The sequence below is a fragment of the Pedobacter sp. KBW06 genome (assembly GCF_003852525.1).
In the GTDB taxonomy this organism is placed as follows: Bacteria; Bacteroidota; Bacteroidia; order Sphingobacteriales; family Sphingobacteriaceae; genus Pedobacter.
In genome coordinates, this window is the sequence record NZ_QAJL01000001.1 from 1,954,486 (window position 1) to 1,970,060 (window position 15,575).

A 15,575-nucleotide genomic window follows, 5' to 3' on the forward strand; every position below is an offset into this window, starting at 1 on the left:
GATGTACATTATCCCCGCAATTGATATTTTAGATGGAAAAGTAGTTCGCCTGAGAGAAGGTGACTATAACCAGAAAACTGAATATGATGTTTCCATCGCCGAAATGATTGAAACCTACCGCTCTAATGGTACAGAATTTATACATATCATCGACTTAAATGGTGCAAAAGGTGACTTTAGCAATCAAAAAGCACTCTTTGAAATCATCAGTAAAACAGATATGCGCGTTCAGTACGGCGGCGGTATCCGGACAATTGAACAGGTAACGAACTTATTGGATGCCGGAATTCACCGCGTCATCGTAGGTACCCAGGCCATCACGAACCCTGATTTCCTTGCCGAACTGAGCAAAGAGGTAGGTAAAAAATATGATTATGCCAACAGGATCGTAATTGCGATTGATGTTTTGGATGAAGTGATCAAATATTCGGGCTGGATGGAAAGCTCCCCAATTAAACTGATGGACTATGTTGACAAATGTTTACAGCTGGGCTTTTTCAGGTTCCTGTGTACTGACATCAACAAAGACGGCAAACTGGGTGGAGCAGCAGTAGATTTATATAAAAAACTATTGGAGCACTCCCCTTTCATTAAACTGATCGCTTCTGGTGGAATCAGCTCAATGGAAGACATCGAAGAACTGGCCAAATTAGACATCCGCTCTGTGGTAGTAGGCAAAGCGATATATGAAAACAGGGTCACCATTGATGAGATTAAAGACTGGAATCTAAAGCAAATGACCTCCCTTTAAGCAATGCTGAGCAAACGTATCATTCCATGTCTGGATGTTAAAGATGGCAGAACGGTTAAAGGAGTTAATTTTATTGATCTTAAAGATGCAGGTGACCCGGTAGAACTGGCCTGGCAATATGCACAGCAGGGAGCAGATGAGCTGGTGTTTCTCGACATTACGGCCACGCATGAGCGCCGGAAAACGATGATAGAAATGGTGAAATCGGTTGCCCGTCAGCTGAACATCCCTTTTACCATCGGAGGCGGAATCACGACTGTGCAGGATGCAGATGCCTTGCTGAATGCAGGTGCAGATAAAATCAGCATCAACTCCGCAGCGGTAAAAAACCCGGAACTGATTGAAGAGCTGGCCAGAAATTTTGGGGTGCAGTTCGTCGTGGTCGCGGTAGATACGAAGCTCGTAGAAGGCCGTAATATGGTTCACCTCAACGGAGGAAGGCTCATTACGGAACTGGAAACCGAAAACTGGATCCGCAAAGCAGAAAGCCTGGGTGCAGGAGAAATTCTGCTGACTTCTATGGACCATGATGGCACCAAACAAGGTTTTGACTGTGGCTTACTGAATACCATCACCCAAATGATCAATATTCCTGTCATTGCCTCCGGTGGTGCAGGAAAAGTAGAACATTTCATAGAAGTCTTCGAAAAAACAGGCGTCGATGCAGCCCTTGCGGCCTCGGTATTCCACTTCGGTGAAATCCCCATCCCCGACCTGAAACAAAAATTAAAATACCACAATATACCTGTAAGGTTATGAATATAGATTTTGAAAAAACGGATGGGCTGGTCCCTGTAATTATACAGGATGAACAAACCCTGGAAGTTTTAATGCTGGGCTACATGAACCAGGAAGCATGGACGAAAACTCAGGAAGAAGGCAAAGTGACCTTTTTCTCGAGGTCTAAAAACCGCCTGTGGACCAAGGGTGAAGAAAGTGGGAACTTCCTCTTTGTAAAAGAAACACATATCGATTGTGACCGGGATACGATTTTAATTAAAGCAAGTCCGGTTGGCCCAACCTGTCATACCGGCAGCAGAAGCTGTTTTAAAACAGATTACAACCAAAACTTCCTTTTCGAACTGGAAAGCATTATTTCAGACCGGTATGAAAACCCTTCTGAGGAATCTTATGTCAATAAACTCCGTCAGAAAGGCTTAAATAAAATTGCGCAGAAAGTAGGTGAAGAAGGTGTAGAAACCGTAATCGCCGCACTGAATGAAACCGATGAAGATTTTGTAAATGAAAGCTCAGACCTTATTTTCCACCTGTTGGTGCTCTTGAAAGAAAAGGGAAAAAGCCTGACTGAAATCGCACAAAACCTGGAAAAAAGACACCGCAAATAAACCTTACATGCTACAACACTTACAAACCCTTAACGGACACCAAAACCCCATTTACGCCCTTGCCAATTCTCCTAAAAAAGACACCTTCTTTAGTGCAGGAAATGATAAAGGTGTGGTAGAATGGTCGTTGGAAACCATGAGTTTTGTAAAAGTTCTTGTTCCGGTGCAAAGCTCTGTATATGCTTTGCACCGCTACGAAAACCTGTTATTCATCGCCCAGCGGAGTGGCCTGATCCTGGTCTTTAACCTCGATGAAGAAAAAATAACCGCTACGTTAAGCTTTCACCAGAAAGGGGTCTTTGATTTAAAGACCATTACTTACAAAAATGAACTGATCAGTACCGGTGAAGATGGGATGCTTGCCGTCTGGTCTTTAACAGACTTCTCTTTATTGTATCATTTCCCAATCATTCCACAAACGGTGCGTTCCATTGCATTGAGTAATGATGAAAAGGAAATTGCACTGGGTGGTAAGGATGGGATCATCCGGATTTACCATTCCGAAGATTATCGCCTGATCCGGGAACTGAAAGCCCATTCTCTGCCCATTACGGCCTTGCAATATGCTCCTAAGGGAGATTACCTGATCTCTGGCAGCAGAGATGCCCAGTTGAAAGTATGGAGCCTGCCTCAATACGAGCTGGTCAATAGCATTGCGGCACACATGTTCAGCATTTATGCGATCGCTTTTCATCCTGAAAAACCATATTTCGCTACCTGCAGTCAGGATAAAGGCATTAAACTCTGGGGAGCTGAGGATTTCAAACTCTACAAGATTCTGAGCCTGGAAAAGAATACCGAGGGACATTTTCATTCGATCAACAAATTAATCTGGAGCACAGATGGCCGCTACTTAATTTCCACAGGCGACGACAGACAAGTAATGGTCTGGGAATCAAAATAATGCCATTTACTTTCAAAAAAACTAAGAAAAGGAAAAGAAGATTGTTTAAATTGGTGTAAACAACGCGCAGATCATGGCTAAAGAACATCAATACAAAACCGCACTTACCTGGACAGGGAATAAAGGATCCGGAACAATGGATTACCGCTCTTATGATCGGAACTATGTGATTTCAATTGAAAACAAAGCCGACCTTTCCGGTTCATCCGATTCTGCATTCTTAGGAGACAAAACGAAACACAATCCGGAGGACCTGCTGGTTTCTTCCCTTTCTTCCTGTCACATGCTTTGGTACCTTCATTTATGCTCACAGAACGACATCATCGTTATGGATTATAAAGACAATGCAGTGGGCATCATGATCGAAGAGCCTAACGGAAGCGGTCGCTTTACTGAAGTAACGCTGAATCCGGTCGTCACCATCACCAACAAAGCAGATATCGAAAAAGCCAATTCATTACACGAACAGGCCCATAAAATGTGTTTCATCGCCAATTCATGTAATTTTCCGGTAAAACACCAGCCACAATGCCTGGTAGATGCGATTTAGGTTACGAAATGCTATTCACATCCTCTTCAAATGCCTTAACCTAAAATCAGTGGTCAATTGAGCGCACAAACATTGTTAAAAGGCCTGGAAGACCAATCAAGGACCTATCAACCCCCTATTAATGATCAAAGGACGGTCAATTGGAGGCGAGCGCAAAGCGCAGGGAAATGAAGAGCATATTCCAGGGATTTTTCCAGAAAAAGCACCCGGCAGTTATCAGATTGAGATAAAGCGTTTAATGATCCTCAGGTGATGTGTATACTTCCCCAGTTCGACATTATAAATGCCCTGATCATCTATCGGGTCTATCCTGACCTTTCCTGAAGCATGAATGATTTCATTCGCATTCAACATGATCCCTACATGGGTGATCCTGCCTTCGTCATTGTCGAAGAAAGCAACATCTCCGGCTTTCGCCTGTGGCAGAAAATTAACATCAACGCCTTGTTCTGCCTGTTGCCATGCATCCCTTTTCAGCTGAATGCCATTTAGCTTATAAACGATTTGTACAAATCCGGAACAATCCAGTCCGAAGAGGTTTCTTCCGCCCCATAAGTATGGCACATTCTGAAAAAATAAAGCATTGGATACCACATCTTCAGCGGTATGAAAGGCGGTGTTTTTTTTGGGTGTAAACATCACCATAAATTTCTCCGAGCCAAGGGAACAAAAGCCCTCTTCCAGCAGTGGGAGATTGCTTCCCGGAGATAAAAAATACTTGCTGCCTGCCTCATCGATCACAATACTTGCCAGCTCGGCAGGGACTACATGATCACAATCGTGATTTTTAACGTACTGTTCAAGGGACAGTTCAGCGAGCTGTCTGAAGTCCATCCAGCCCTCATACCCATCATAGGCATTATAGATCAGCCACCACTTCTCTTTTTTTTCAAGCACCTCAACATGATCTCCAAAAAGCAACTGGGAACTGATTTCGGCCTTGTCTGAGGCCTCAGTTCGTAGGGGAGCTACTGCTACCCGGCAAATTCCATATTCTTGTCCCATATGATAAGTTAGTCTTGCGCGATAAAAATAAGCATAACTGTGTGATTAATGCAATTACTGTTCCCCGATTTTTTCCAAAAAAAATGCAGTAGAATTTAACCATCTCATCAGTCCCCGTTCATTACCAATTTTTTAAATCAACAAATTCTGTACAGATTTAAGCCGGCTCACCGGATTTTTCAAAAAAATCGTATTTTTATAAGGGCCTTATTCTTTGGACGAAAGGCCATATTGACAGGCTTTAACAAAACAATTAACTGCTATCAGATGTATCTATAGCATCACACCTTTAATTTGTAAGATCATGAACCTTAAAAAGATTTTAATTGCGGTCGACAATAGTACCTGTTCTGAAAAGGCGGCCAAAACAGGTTATGAGATCGCAAAGACATTTGGTGCCGAGGTGGCGCTGGTCAATATTATAGAACCGATACCCGCCAATATCAATCCGGATCTGACTTTAGCTCCCGTCTTTTTAGAAACCTACGACAATAGTGAGGAGAACAGTCATATGCTCCTGAAAGAAATAGAATCAAAATATAGCCTGGGAATCCCGACTACCTATCTGAGCGTAATTGACAGTGCAGCACATGGCATCATTCAGCAGTCAGATGAATGGGGTTCTAACCTGATTGTCATCGGAACTTATGGACGCACGGGTCTCTATCACTTCCTAATGGGAAGTGTGGCAGAACATGTGGCCAGAAAATCAGCATGCCCTGTACTCATCGTACCCAACAAATTCGAGGATAAAGATTAGTCCTTTAAAAAGAGATTAATCCTTAAAAATAAAAAGAGGATGCCTGTTCGACATCCTCTTTTCTTTTATCTTTAGTTTAAAGACTAATTTTCCTGATGTAACCAGGCCTTTTTCGCCAATAACTCATCTTCAGTTTCGCGGATATCTTCATCATCAACACAACAATCCACCGGACAAACCGCCGCGCATTGAGGTTCATCATGAAACCCTTTACATTCTGTACACTTATCGGAAACGATATAATAAACTTCATCAGATACTGCTTCCATAGCAGATTCTGAATCAACTTCTTTACCTCCGAAATCGATAATACCATTTAAACTGGTACCATCGGAGAATCTCCAGGCCGTGCCTGCGTCATAAATCGCATTATTGGGGCATTCAGGCTCACATGCTCCACAGTTAATACATTCGTCTGTTATTTTAATAGCCATGTCTTCGTCTATATCTAATGCTAAGTTTACCTTTGCAATGCAAATATAACACATAAACTTTAAAATATTTGGAATATGCCAATGCTTACTGCTGAAAAACTAATTATTGCATTCAAAAAACTTAGTGACTTTATAGCCAATCCGGATCCTGAGTTTAAAAATTTAATTTTATCAGCTCCAAACAGCAATGCCTGGTTCACGGTTGAAGAGGTGGAAAAGGCATTAAATGCCCTACATAGGATGTTGAATGAAGCCGATCTTGAAACCTGGTTTAAAGACATTACGGTAAGTAATACCCCGAAAAAAGTAGGATTAATCCTGGCCGGAAATATTCCGGTAGTTGGTTTTCATGATGTAATCTCCGTACTTGCTACCGGAAATACTGCATTGATCAAGCTTTCTTCTTCTGATGACAAACTACTTCCCGCCCTGCTGAAACAACTGGTCAGCATAGAGCCGCTTTTGGCAGAACGTCTTGTTTATGTAGAACGTCTCAAAGATTTTGATGCTGTAATCGCGACAGGAAGCAATAACACCTCCCGGTATTTTGAGTTTTACTTCAGTAAAGTGCCCAATATCATCCGAAAAAACAGAAATAGTGTTGCAGTACTGACCGGAAAAGAAACCGCGGCAGAAATTGCCATGCTGGGTCATGATATCTTTGATTACTTTGGTTTAGGCTGCAGAAATGTATCGAAACTTTACATTCCTGAAGATTACGACATCAAACACTTTTATGAGCCTCTGGAGCCCTTTCAGCCCATCGTTAACCATTTCAAGTACAATAACAATTACGATTATAACAAGTCTATTTACCTGGTCAATGCAGCTACGCATTATGACAATGGTTTTCTATTGCTAAAAGAAGATTCCAATATGGCTTCGCCACTTGCGGTGTTATATTATGAGCGTTATCAGAACCTGAATGAGGTTCAGGAAAGATTAAATCAGGAGGCTGAAAATATTCAGTGCGTGGTTTCAAATGCAGATTTGGAGCTGAGTACAGCGGTATTGGCACCGGGCCAGAGTCAGCATCCAAGACTATGGGATTATGCAGATAATGTAAACACCATCGCTTTCCTTAACGGGATTTAAGCTATACTCCACATACGGTTGATGATTTCTTCTGTATGTGGAATAATTTAGGTGATTAATAACGAAACAACCCTGGCCTTCCTGCGGTGAACATAAACATCGAACAGGCTGGCTTAAAACGACCACAAGCGGAACTGAGAACAGCACCGCTTGTGGTTTAATTAAACATGTTAATAAATTGAAAGCTATTCTGGCTTAGATCACAATGGACTCAACAGTAAAAGACTGTATCCTCCATTGTCCTCCAACAACTCCGGATACCTTAACTTCGATATTGTACTCATAGCCTCCCGCCGAATCTACTACATGCGTTTGGAAAGTATCAACATTGATCGTTCCTCCCTGATGATTCACCAAAGCAAGGCTAAGGTTCGTCAGGCTTGTTCCATTAATGGAAGCCTTGATCTGGTATGGAGGTGATCCTGGCAGACCATAGGTTAATGTAGCCGTAGCCGTCTGGGAAGTCCAGGGAATATTGATCGTCTCGGTTACGGTAACAGGAGGAACTACCCTCACGTTAGCCTGAGGAACTGCATTAAGTTCCTTTGTACCGGTAAAACCACTGGCAAATATTACAACTGCCAATGCACTGCTAATTCGGAAAAGGGATAACATTTTCATAATTATTGAGTTTTATTATTGGTTTAACATTTACTTATTTATGCGTCACACCATTTAGCTTCACGGTAATCAGGTAGGTACCTTCCTGTTTGATCTGAAATCCAAACCTTGGGTTGATGCTAAAGGTAGAACCAGGTGCTTGTCCAGCCGGGAAATTATCCAGTTTAGCATACGTACTTGGGATGCGATAATACATCAGGAAGTCACCGTAACCACTGATCCGTTTCATTGGGAAGGGCGTGATCTCATAATTACAGGTCATTGTTTCGTCCCCGATTACTACCGGATTAAATTTAGCATAGGATTCGAAAGTAGGACGGTCTCCTCTTTTGATGATCTCCCCTTTTTTTGGATTGAATGGCACTCCGTTTTTATCCACAATTTTCACGATTGCATTTGTACCTTCGTTACTTACTTTCGTGATAATCATCTCCGGATTAACATCCACAGCCCCACTAAGTCCTGTCTGATCAGAGAACCAGCTGTTGGCAATGGCATAAGATTTAAACAATTCCGCATCAAGCAGTTGGATTTCTCCAATGTTCTTGTACACACGGGCGCCACTTTCATTACTGACTTCGATATCGAACTCATATTGAGATCTTGAAGGAAGGAAGGAAGTGCCTGCATTGAAAAGAAACTGCCCGCTTGGTAAAAACTCAAACGGAGGAAGCATTTTCTTTTCCCGTTTGGCATTGACCATTGCAATGGTCGTGTCTACGGCCGGATCAATGGGCTGCTTATAAACATAAACTTCATGTTCTGCATAAAATTCCTCAGCACGCTGATTCGTTCCTTTTTTCCTTACTTCTAACAATTTCACCAATACCGGAAGTGTAGAACCATCCAGGTTGAGTGAGCTTGTTACCTGTTTAATGTTTCCTTGTTCAATTTTAAAGGGGCTATCCTTATAATACATTGACTCACCAATAAAACCTACCGGAATTTTCTTACAGCCTAGCCAGGCTACACTTATTAATGCGATCAGCACTAAAACAGATCTTATTATTTTCATTTCTTTTGATTTAATGTGATTAAATATTACCAGTAAAACTTGTGCCTGTTGTTCAGCACATGCAGGATTCCATTAGTCGTGATAATTCCCGATGTTTGGGTAAGCTCCTGAATATCTTTATCCTTATCCGGGTAATCATCAGGCAATGGTTTTGGGTCCAGCCCGTTCCTTAATCTCACCAGGTACAGATACTGTGGCTTTGTGGTCACTGTACCTGTATATGCTGTCGTTTCAATGAGCAAAATGGAATAGTCCTCATTGGATTTACTTTTAAACAACTTGTTTTCCAAAGATAAATTTTCGCGGTTGATGGATCCCTCAAAAAGATGGGAACGCAGGGAATCCCTTAATTCCGGAACAGGAAGACTATCCAGCGTATACTTGATATTTTCATTATTGTATTTCAGCTGAATGATCTTAGTTCGTCTTGCCAACAACTCGGCGATGGAATAATCGGTAGGCGCAAAAAAAGTGGTATTTCCGTTGATCTCCTCTTTCATTCCTGCTTTATCGATAAGTCTGGTTAGCGTATCGAACAGCGGTTTACTTTTGAGGAAATCGTAGGTAGTCATATTTACCCTCGGATCATGAACGTCCCCACCAATGAGGTAGTCATTCTTCTTACAGGCAGTTACGACAAGGCAAAGGCCAAAGAAGGTTAAAATGTATGCTAGTTTATTTTTCATGAGAATCTTTTTTAAATTAAACACTGATTTACCTTAATCTGCCAATCCAGTATTTGTTTTGGGCCAGGTCTTTATTCGTAACAAACAGCGCTCTTGCTATCGGCCATTTCCAACCTTCTTCGTCAAATCTGGACTGAGGAAAACGATCGAGATATTCTACGAGTCTTTTATTTCTCACCATGTCATACCAGGAATGTCCTTCACAGAACAATTCGCGGAATGTCTCTTCAAAAATCTCCGTTTTAAGGTCAGCACCTGTATAATTCGTCAGATTAGATCTCCGTTTCACATCATTCAGATCCGTTAAAGCGTCTGAACTGCGGCCCAGCAATTCATTACATTCTGCTCTTAAAAGCTTCATTTCTGCAAGGCGGAAAATACTGATGTTACAATTAACCAGTCCACCTCTGCTATTTCCCGGATCCAGGAAAAACCGGTTCTGGTTGTTCTTTCCAATATATTTAGTCAGGATAAGGTCTTCTTCTTTAGTGCGGTCAAAGTAATAGTCGTAACGGGCATCGTCAGGATCGTTAAAGAATCCACCTACTACTTCGCTGTTAAAAATCGTTGATTTTGATTTTTCCGGAATATAAGGTTGCCCTAATGTATACAGATAGAAGCCTCCATTTGGTTGATATTCCAACTGATCAGCACTGGTATTGATTTCAAAAATCCCTTCCTGTGATCTTCCCTTAAAGAGACGGTCAAAATTAGCAGCAGGCACCAGACTATAGATCCCTGAAGCAGTAATGGAATCAATTGCGGCAATGGATTTGGTCAGTAAAGTTTTATCAGATTCTTTGGTCACAAAGTATTTCCACCTGTTTACATGGGCAAGCAAAGCAAATGCAGAGCCTTTATCAGCCCTTACAGCATGGTCTCCTCCGGTATTCCAGCCCATTAATAACCTGGCTCTGTTCATATCAGATGCACAGGAATCCAAAACCACAGCTTCATTGGTTCGCTGAACATTTTTAGACTTTACCGGATCCGGGTCATATTGAAGTATCAATGGTACATCTCCCCAAATCCTGACCATATAAAAATAGGTGAAAGCGCGGATAAATAAAGCCTCACCAATGATTTTGCGTTTTGTAGCCAGATTTTTAAAGGCATTATCAGGCATTTTACCTACTTTCTCTATCACCGTATTGGCCTGAGTTATCGTCTTGAAATAAGGCGTCCAGTTTTGAAAGTCTTCGATATAATCTCCCCTAAAATCATCCACACTAGTTCCTGTTCCATAGTATTCATCTCCTTTTACCAGGAAATTCAGTGCATAATCTCCGCCTTCTTTAAATACTCCTGTGGTAAAATCCGCATACACAAAGTTTGACATACCCTGTCCGCCCAGCGTCAGCGACTTACGAAGTAAAGAGTACGCCCCCATCAATCCGGAAGTAGCATCCGTTTCGGTTTTCCAAAATACCGCTTCGTATACGGAATCTTCAGGCTTAAGATCTAATAGTTTTTTACAGGAAAGTAAACCTCCGCAAAGCATTCCTCCTAAAAGGAGCATACTTATTATTCTATATTTTGATAAATTCATGATCGTCGTTCTAATTAATACTTATTTGTCGTCCTTAAAAGCTCGCCTGTATACCAAAAGTGAATTTTCTTGGTACCGGATAGCTATCACCGGAGTAAACTCCCAGCTCATTTACTGCTTCCACATCAGGCAAGCTTGATTTTTGGAAAGAATACACGTTATCTATAATCGTGTACACCTGTAAACGTTTCATCTTGAATTTCTCCAACATCTTAGCCGGGAAATTATAGGCAAGATTGATGTATTTGATCTTCAGATAATTTCCGTTTTCCATGTAAGCGGAAGAGAAATTATTGAACTGATAATAATATGGCCCATACGGGTTCAAATCTGCGTATTTGGCATTGTCACCAGGCTGGCGCCATACCGGCAATTTATTCAGGTCCAGTAATCCTGTTCCCGGAAAACTACCTAATTGTTTGTATTTGTCTAACAGGCTGGAGATATAGGTATTGTAAACCTCCCTTCCCAGAACAAAAGTGGTATAAACCTCAAGAGAGAAGTTTTTATAAGTAAAGCTGTTACTGAAACCACCAGTTACCCTTGGGTTAGGGTTTCCTACCCTCACTTTATCAAAGTGATCCCATACGTCATAATCGTAATTCTGATCTATCCAGCGGTACGAACCTGGTTGTGCAACTCTGGAACCGTTCCAGTAAGTAATCAAATCACCTGTTCTCGGATCAAATGGAATCTGATCTTTTGTAGAGTATACCCCTTCTGATTTAACCAGGAAGAACTCATAAACCGGACGTCCTTTAGTGAGGATGAATGTAGTTCCGGTATTGGGATCAGTCACCATAATATCTCTGTTGCCATCCGGAAGGGAAACAATCTGGCTTTTATTAAAGGACATAATTAACCGCGGATTCCACTGAAATTTACTATCCGGATTAAATACCCTTCCAGACAGGTTTAAATCAATACCTAAGTTTCTAATGTCTACCGCATTTGTTTTCACTTTATCATAACCGCTCGTTGCCGGCAGGTTTAAATCAAAGAAGATATCTGAAGTTCCACGGTTATAAGCATCTATGCTTACCATTGCCCGGCCTTTAAAGAATTCGGCATCCATACCAATATTTCCCTGGATTGAACGCTCCCAGGTCAGGTTATCCTGAGTAATCGACTGAGGATTAATGGTAACCGCATTGACCCCATTATAAGTGCTGGACTGACCGGAACCCTGATAACCGCCCTGACCAGTCAGATAAGAGTTAAAAGGTGCATAATAATCACCTGGCAGGTTTCCTGATACGCCATAACTACCTCTGAATTTTAAGGAAGACAACCAGTTTTCGGTTGATTTCATGAAAGGTTCGTCAGACACGACCCATCCGGCTGAAACTGCAGGGAAATAAGCCCATCTGTAGTTCTTTCCAAAACGGGAAGATGCATCGGCACGATAACTAACAGTGAACAAATACCTGTCTTTAAAATCATATGATGCACGACCAAAGAAAGACAACAGGCCAGCGGCAGCGTTCTTTGATCCGGTAATCATGTTTCCATAAGGATCTTCCATCACATAGTTCCTTGGCTCCAGCCCCTTAACAGTGGTGATGACATTGTTACCGAGTCCCGTACCGCCAACACCAGTATACTCGTTGGTTGTATAATTAATTGTGTTACCGCCCAAAAGCGTCAGGTTATGATCTTTACCAGGTTTAACGGAATAAGTCAGGAGATTATCCACATTGAAGTTATCATAGTTTGCTCTGGAGGATTGCGCGTAAAACACATTATTCGCATCCAGTATACTAGGTCTGAAAATATCTCTGCCCCCCTTGCTTGACTGCAATGCTCCCTGAGTACGGAAATGAAGATTTTTTACAATGTCGTAGTCCAGACTTATACTTGCAGTAACATCGTCATTGATGTTTTTATCTTTCGCATTGTCAAGCTCTCCAATGAAATTCGCCCGGTCGGAAGGACTGATGTACAATAATGAAGTTGGAAAAGTACCTGCGCTGATAGGCAGAGGATTCTCCCAGGGTGCCTGACCACGGCCGCGGGAGCGGTCGCCCCGTGACAACCTGAACATCGCATCCATCTTCAGTTTGTCTGTCAGTTTTACCCCCATTGTACCCGACATGGAATACCTTTTGAACCCGGTTCCTTTGATGATCCCCTGTTCGTTATAATAGTTTCCACTAAAGCGGTAATTGATATTTTCTACGCCGCCTGAAGCAGAAACATCATAATTCTGAATGATTCCTGTCTTGAAAAACAGACCCTGCCAGTCATTGGCATTATTAAATGCCGGGTTAAGACTATCTGTCAATATTTGCGGAAAAAGCCCCTGATCCGCATGGTTCGCATATTTGGTCAGGTAATCCATTTTAAATCTGCGTTCCTGAGCGCCAATGATATATTCTGCCATTTCCCCATGTTTGGAAACTCCGGCATAGACATTCACATTGACTGCCGGCTTCCCGGTTTGTCCGCGTTTTGTTTTAACCACGATTACTCCATTTGCTCCCCTGGAACCGTATATGGAGGCTGCAGCTGCATCCTTTAAAACATCAATCGATTCGATATCATTGGGGTTAAGTCCGGCGATAACATTAGTTCCGGTCAGGTCTCCAAAGGACGAAATATCCTCATTGGCCATTGGAATACCATCAATCACAAATAAGGGACTGCTCAATGCCCTTGCTGCACTCACCGCTCTTCCGATGGAAGAATTTCCCCTCACCACAAAAGTCGGCCTGCCTCCCGGTTCTCCGGAAAAGCTTTGTACGTTCAAACCTGCTACTCTACCTTGTAATAGTTTATCAAATGTAGGAGAAGGCAGGTTTTCTATATCCTTTGCCTTAACGGTAGATACCGCAGCGGTAGATTTCTTCCTCGATACTTCCTGGAAACCGATCACGACCACATCTTTTAATGCATTTGCAGATGGGCTGAGTTTTACGATAATTTCCGATTTTCCTCCAATGGAAATTTCTTTGGCATCGTAACCTATATAAGAGAAGCGTAATGTACCATCTGCAGGGGCATCAATACTAAATTTACCCTGATTATCTGTACTTGCACCTTTAGCACTTCCTTTTAAAATAACCGATACTCCTGGAAGAGGGAGTCCGTCGTCAGCACCGGTAACGGTTCCTGTAACTTTCTTTTGCGCAAAAGCAAATGCGGAAAAAAACAGCAATAGGCTGACCATAAAGAGTTTTTTGTAAAACTTATTCATAAATTTTTGTTTAATTAAAAATTAAGCTGTGTTCGATAACAATAGGAAGATTTGTCTGAGACGTAGGAATAGATTGATTAAGCTATCCTGTCCAAACAAACGGATACTAGATGAGTCTAAATCTGATCATACGGGGCGTGGTTTAGGTTAAGTTGAATTGGTTAATTTGTTAAGAACCCCCCTCTAAAACTATTTGGTCGAATAGCTGGTCATATTTTAGTGCCGGGTTCAAAATCTAATGTATTGTTAATCGAACGTCATTTAACAAGTTTTAACAACACAAACGTTTGCATTATCCCATTATTAACACTATAGGCACAGTAAAGAGAGGAGTTTCAATAAATCAAAAAGAAAAACATCAATCAAAAATCGTAAAAAAAAATCCTACAGAAATAACGCCTGCATGCTGTAAATGCCATTCAAAAAAAATAATACATGAATATTACACAAACGATTGTTTTCCACAAAAAACGGCCTTCAACTTCATAAATCGATGAAAATCAATTTCTCAGGACCGAAACACCATTCCCTGCAAAAATAGGTTCATCTAAATGCTGATGACCACTAAAACGCGGCAAAAGGCCGAAAAATCAGTTCAAACCCAGTCACACCGGGAATCCCCATTATTTCATTTCTTTATAAGCAAGAGATGAACAGCAAAGTGGAAAATCCAATGCCCCACTCCAACCGCGTAGAAATTAGATAAATACGGGAAAGCCCTTCATTTCTCAGTTTGAAATACTATTTTTGAACAAAATGTATGTAATCAAAGTAAAAGGCATCGCCAAAATCCCTGACTATGTGCAGTTGAGGGATGATAAGTTCACTTTACTAGCCTATTTCAGGGTCGACAGACCTGACAAATCCCTGGATAAATTAGGTTTAGGTGATAAATTGCCCTATATAATGAGTTTTGTTAATGATTTGCCTTTCGGACAAATTGCTAAATTAGATATTTAAACATGGCAGAAAACGCAGTTATAAATTTAAAGAAAGTAGATGTATTCCAGCAAAAGCACCTGGTTTTATCTAATGTAAATCTGAATGTAGATAAGGGAGAGTTTGTTTTTCTGATCGGTCAGACGGGATCTGGTAAAAGTAGTTTGCTTAAGATCATTTACGGAGACCTGCATATTGGAAATGGCGACGGACAGATTGCAGGCTTTGATTTAAAAAACCTGGCGATAAAAGATGTTCCTTATCTGCGAAGAAAACTGGGCATCGTTTTTCAGGATTTTCAATTGCTATCCGATAGAACCGTAGAGAAAAATCTGGAGTTTGTATTGAAAGCTACAGGATGGAAAGATGCGGCTTTAATTCAGGAGCGCATTAAAGATGTATTGGAGAAAGTTGGCCTGAGGTCAAAAATCAGAAAAATGCCTCATGAGCTTTCCGGTGGAGAGCAGCAGCGTGTGGTCATTGCCCGTGCTTTACTGAACAATCCGGAGATCATCCTTGCGGATGAGCCTACAGGCAACCTGGACCCGGATACTTCCGAAGAAATTGTAATGTTGTTAAAACAAATCAGTCAGAGTGGCACAGCCGTGTTAATGGCCACCCACGACTACCATATTATCCGTACTTTCCCATCCAGAATCATCAAGTGTGAGGGTGGTATTGTGCACGAAGATGCACAAATCGTGTAATCGGCTATCCTGACAAA

General features: G+C 41.6%; 16 protein-coding genes. 9 read left to right on the forward strand and 7 right to left on the reverse strand.

Going from position 1 to position 15,575, the window contains the following annotated elements:
* Position 1 precedes the first annotated feature (1 nt).
* The 5 genes from hisA to DBR43_RS07885 all read left to right on the forward strand — a co-directional run bounded on the left by hisA (position 2) and on the right by DBR43_RS07885 (position 3,551).
* Positions 2 to 751, forward strand: a complete 750-nt coding sequence (hisA, locus tag DBR43_RS07865; RefSeq protein WP_124579490.1) for a 1-(5-phosphoribosyl)-5-[(5-phosphoribosylamino)methylideneamino]imidazole-4-carboxamide isomerase — start codon at positions 2 to 4, stop codon at positions 749 to 751.
* A 3-nt stretch (positions 752 to 754) separates the two neighbouring features.
* Positions 755 to 1,510 carry an imidazole glycerol phosphate synthase subunit HisF gene (hisF, locus tag DBR43_RS07870; protein WP_124579491.1) on the forward strand — a complete coding sequence of 252 codons (756 nt, stop codon included), beginning with the start codon at positions 755 to 757 and terminating at the stop codon, positions 1,508 to 1,510.
* Positions 1,507 to 2,097: a bifunctional phosphoribosyl-AMP cyclohydrolase/phosphoribosyl-ATP diphosphatase HisIE gene (gene hisIE / locus DBR43_RS07875; protein WP_124579493.1), complete on the forward strand. Its 591-nt coding sequence runs from the start codon at positions 1,507 to 1,509 to the stop codon at positions 2,095 to 2,097. Before hisF ends, hisIE begins: the two co-directional genes overlap by 4 nt.
* Positions 2,098 to 2,104: 7 nt before the next feature.
* The gene (locus tag DBR43_RS07880) at positions 2,105 to 3,001 is read left to right on the forward strand and encodes a WD40 repeat domain-containing protein (RefSeq protein WP_124579495.1); all 897 of its coding nucleotides are present in this window, start codon (positions 2,105 to 2,107) and stop codon (positions 2,999 to 3,001) included.
* Positions 3,002 to 3,074: 73 nt separating this feature from the next.
* A complete protein-coding gene (locus tag DBR43_RS07885) occupies positions 3,075 to 3,551 on the forward strand; it encodes an OsmC family protein (protein WP_124579497.1) in 477 nt (158 codons plus the stop codon).
* Between the two features lie 216 nt (positions 3,552 to 3,767).
* On the opposite strand, the gene DBR43_RS07890 is transcribed toward DBR43_RS07885, so the two are convergent.
* Positions 3,768 to 4,556: a C40 family peptidase gene (locus tag DBR43_RS07890; RefSeq protein WP_124579499.1), complete on the reverse strand. Its 789-nt coding sequence runs from the start codon at positions 4,554 to 4,556 to the stop codon at positions 3,768 to 3,770.
* A gap of 304 nt (positions 4,557 to 4,860) precedes the next feature.
* On the opposite strand from DBR43_RS07890, the gene DBR43_RS07895 reads away from it, so the two are divergent.
* Entirely contained in the window at positions 4,861 to 5,316 is a 456-nt protein-coding gene (locus DBR43_RS07895) for a universal stress protein (RefSeq protein ID WP_074609550.1), read from the forward strand.
* Positions 5,317 to 5,399: 83 nt separating this feature from the next.
* Here the strand turns inward: DBR43_RS07895 and DBR43_RS07900 are convergent, their stop codons facing one another.
* Positions 5,400 to 5,750: a 4Fe-4S dicluster domain-containing protein gene (locus tag DBR43_RS07900; protein WP_124579501.1), complete on the reverse strand. Its 351-nt coding sequence runs from the start codon at positions 5,748 to 5,750 to the stop codon at positions 5,400 to 5,402.
* 75 nt (positions 5,751 to 5,825) lie between these two features.
* On the opposite strand from DBR43_RS07900, the gene DBR43_RS07905 reads away from it, so the two are divergent.
* Positions 5,826 to 6,845, forward strand: coding sequence for an acyl-CoA reductase (locus DBR43_RS07905; RefSeq protein WP_124579503.1), 1,020 nt, complete (start codon positions 5,826 to 5,828; stop codon positions 6,843 to 6,845).
* Positions 6,846 to 7,040: 195 nt separating this feature from the next.
* Here the strand turns inward: DBR43_RS07905 and DBR43_RS07910 are convergent, their stop codons facing one another.
* Genes DBR43_RS07910 through DBR43_RS07930 form a run of 5 tightly spaced genes read right to left on the reverse strand, consistent with a single transcriptional unit; the run spans position 7,041 to position 13,912 of the window.
* Complete coding sequence (locus tag DBR43_RS07910; protein WP_124579505.1) at positions 7,041 to 7,466, reverse strand: hypothetical protein; 426 nt, start codon at positions 7,464 to 7,466, stop codon at positions 7,041 to 7,043.
* 34 nt (positions 7,467 to 7,500) lie between these two features.
* Positions 7,501 to 8,481, reverse strand: coding sequence for a DUF5007 domain-containing protein (locus DBR43_RS07915; RefSeq protein ID WP_124579507.1), 981 nt, complete (start codon positions 8,479 to 8,481; stop codon positions 7,501 to 7,503).
* A 26-nt stretch (positions 8,482 to 8,507) separates the two neighbouring features.
* The gene (locus DBR43_RS07920; RefSeq protein WP_124579509.1) at positions 8,508 to 9,167 is read right to left on the reverse strand and encodes a fasciclin domain-containing protein; all 660 of its coding nucleotides are present in this window, start codon (positions 9,165 to 9,167) and stop codon (positions 8,508 to 8,510) included.
* Positions 9,168 to 9,195: 28 nt separating this feature from the next.
* A complete protein-coding gene (locus tag DBR43_RS07925; RefSeq protein WP_124579510.1) occupies positions 9,196 to 10,716 on the reverse strand; it encodes a RagB/SusD family nutrient uptake outer membrane protein in 1,521 nt (506 codons plus the stop codon).
* 34 nt (positions 10,717 to 10,750) lie between these two features.
* On the reverse strand, positions 10,751 to 13,912 hold the full coding sequence (locus tag DBR43_RS07930; RefSeq protein WP_124579513.1) for a SusC/RagA family TonB-linked outer membrane protein: 3,162 nt from the start codon (positions 13,910 to 13,912) through the stop codon (positions 10,751 to 10,753).
* A gap of 756 nt (positions 13,913 to 14,668) precedes the next feature.
* Here DBR43_RS07930 and DBR43_RS07935 point away from each other — a divergent pair.
* Complete coding sequence (locus DBR43_RS07935) at positions 14,669 to 14,872, forward strand: fructose-6-phosphate aldolase (RefSeq protein ID WP_124579515.1); 204 nt, start codon at positions 14,669 to 14,671, stop codon at positions 14,870 to 14,872.
* Positions 14,873 to 14,874: 2 nt separating this feature from the next.
* On the forward strand, positions 14,875 to 15,558 hold the full coding sequence (locus tag DBR43_RS07940; RefSeq protein WP_074609536.1) for a cell division ATP-binding protein FtsE: 684 nt from the start codon (positions 14,875 to 14,877) through the stop codon (positions 15,556 to 15,558).
* Positions 15,559 to 15,575: the final 17 nt, after the last annotated feature.

What these genes read in the sequence shown, in the direction of transcription:
- DBR43_RS07930 (WP_124579513.1), bottom strand. Translation starts at nt 13,912, where the DNA reads ATGAATAAGTTTTACAAAAAACTCTTTATGGTCAGCCTATTGCTGTTT.
- DBR43_RS07915 (WP_124579507.1), bottom strand. Translation starts at nt 8,481, where the DNA reads ATGAAAATAATAAGATCTGTTTTAGTGCTGATCGCATTAATAAGTGTA.
- DBR43_RS07925 (WP_124579510.1), bottom strand. Translation starts at nt 10,716, where the DNA reads ATGAATTTATCAAAATATAGAATAATAAGTATGCTCCTTTTAGGAGGA.
- DBR43_RS07900 (WP_124579501.1), bottom strand. Translation starts at nt 5,750, where the DNA reads ATGGCTATTAAAATAACAGACGAATGTATTAACTGTGGAGCATGTGAG.
- hisF (WP_124579491.1), top strand. Translation starts at nt 755, where the DNA reads ATGCTGAGCAAACGTATCATTCCATGTCTGGATGTTAAAGATGGCAGA.
- DBR43_RS07880 (WP_124579495.1), top strand. Translation starts at nt 2,105, where the DNA reads ATGCTACAACACTTACAAACCCTTAACGGACACCAAAACCCCATTTAC.
- DBR43_RS07895 (WP_074609550.1), top strand. Translation starts at nt 4,861, where the DNA reads ATGAACCTTAAAAAGATTTTAATTGCGGTCGACAATAGTACCTGTTCT.
- hisIE (WP_124579493.1), top strand. Translation starts at nt 1,507, where the DNA reads ATGAATATAGATTTTGAAAAAACGGATGGGCTGGTCCCTGTAATTATA.
- DBR43_RS07905 (WP_124579503.1), top strand. Translation starts at nt 5,826, where the DNA reads ATGCCAATGCTTACTGCTGAAAAACTAATTATTGCATTCAAAAAACTT.
- DBR43_RS07890 (WP_124579499.1), bottom strand. Translation starts at nt 4,556, where the DNA reads ATGGGACAAGAATATGGAATTTGCCGGGTAGCAGTAGCTCCCCTACGA.
- hisA (WP_124579490.1), top strand. Translation starts at nt 2, where the DNA reads ATGTACATTATCCCCGCAATTGATATTTTAGATGGAAAAGTAGTTCGC.
- DBR43_RS07940 (WP_074609536.1), top strand. Translation starts at nt 14,875, where the DNA reads ATGGCAGAAAACGCAGTTATAAATTTAAAGAAAGTAGATGTATTCCAG.
- DBR43_RS07885 (WP_124579497.1), top strand. Translation starts at nt 3,075, where the DNA reads ATGGCTAAAGAACATCAATACAAAACCGCACTTACCTGGACAGGGAAT.
- DBR43_RS07920 (WP_124579509.1), bottom strand. Translation starts at nt 9,167, where the DNA reads ATGAAAAATAAACTAGCATACATTTTAACCTTCTTTGGCCTTTGCCTT.
- DBR43_RS07935 (WP_124579515.1), top strand. Translation starts at nt 14,669, where the DNA reads ATGTATGTAATCAAAGTAAAAGGCATCGCCAAAATCCCTGACTATGTG.
- DBR43_RS07910 (WP_124579505.1), bottom strand. Translation starts at nt 7,466, where the DNA reads ATGAAAATGTTATCCCTTTTCCGAATTAGCAGTGCATTGGCAGTTGTA.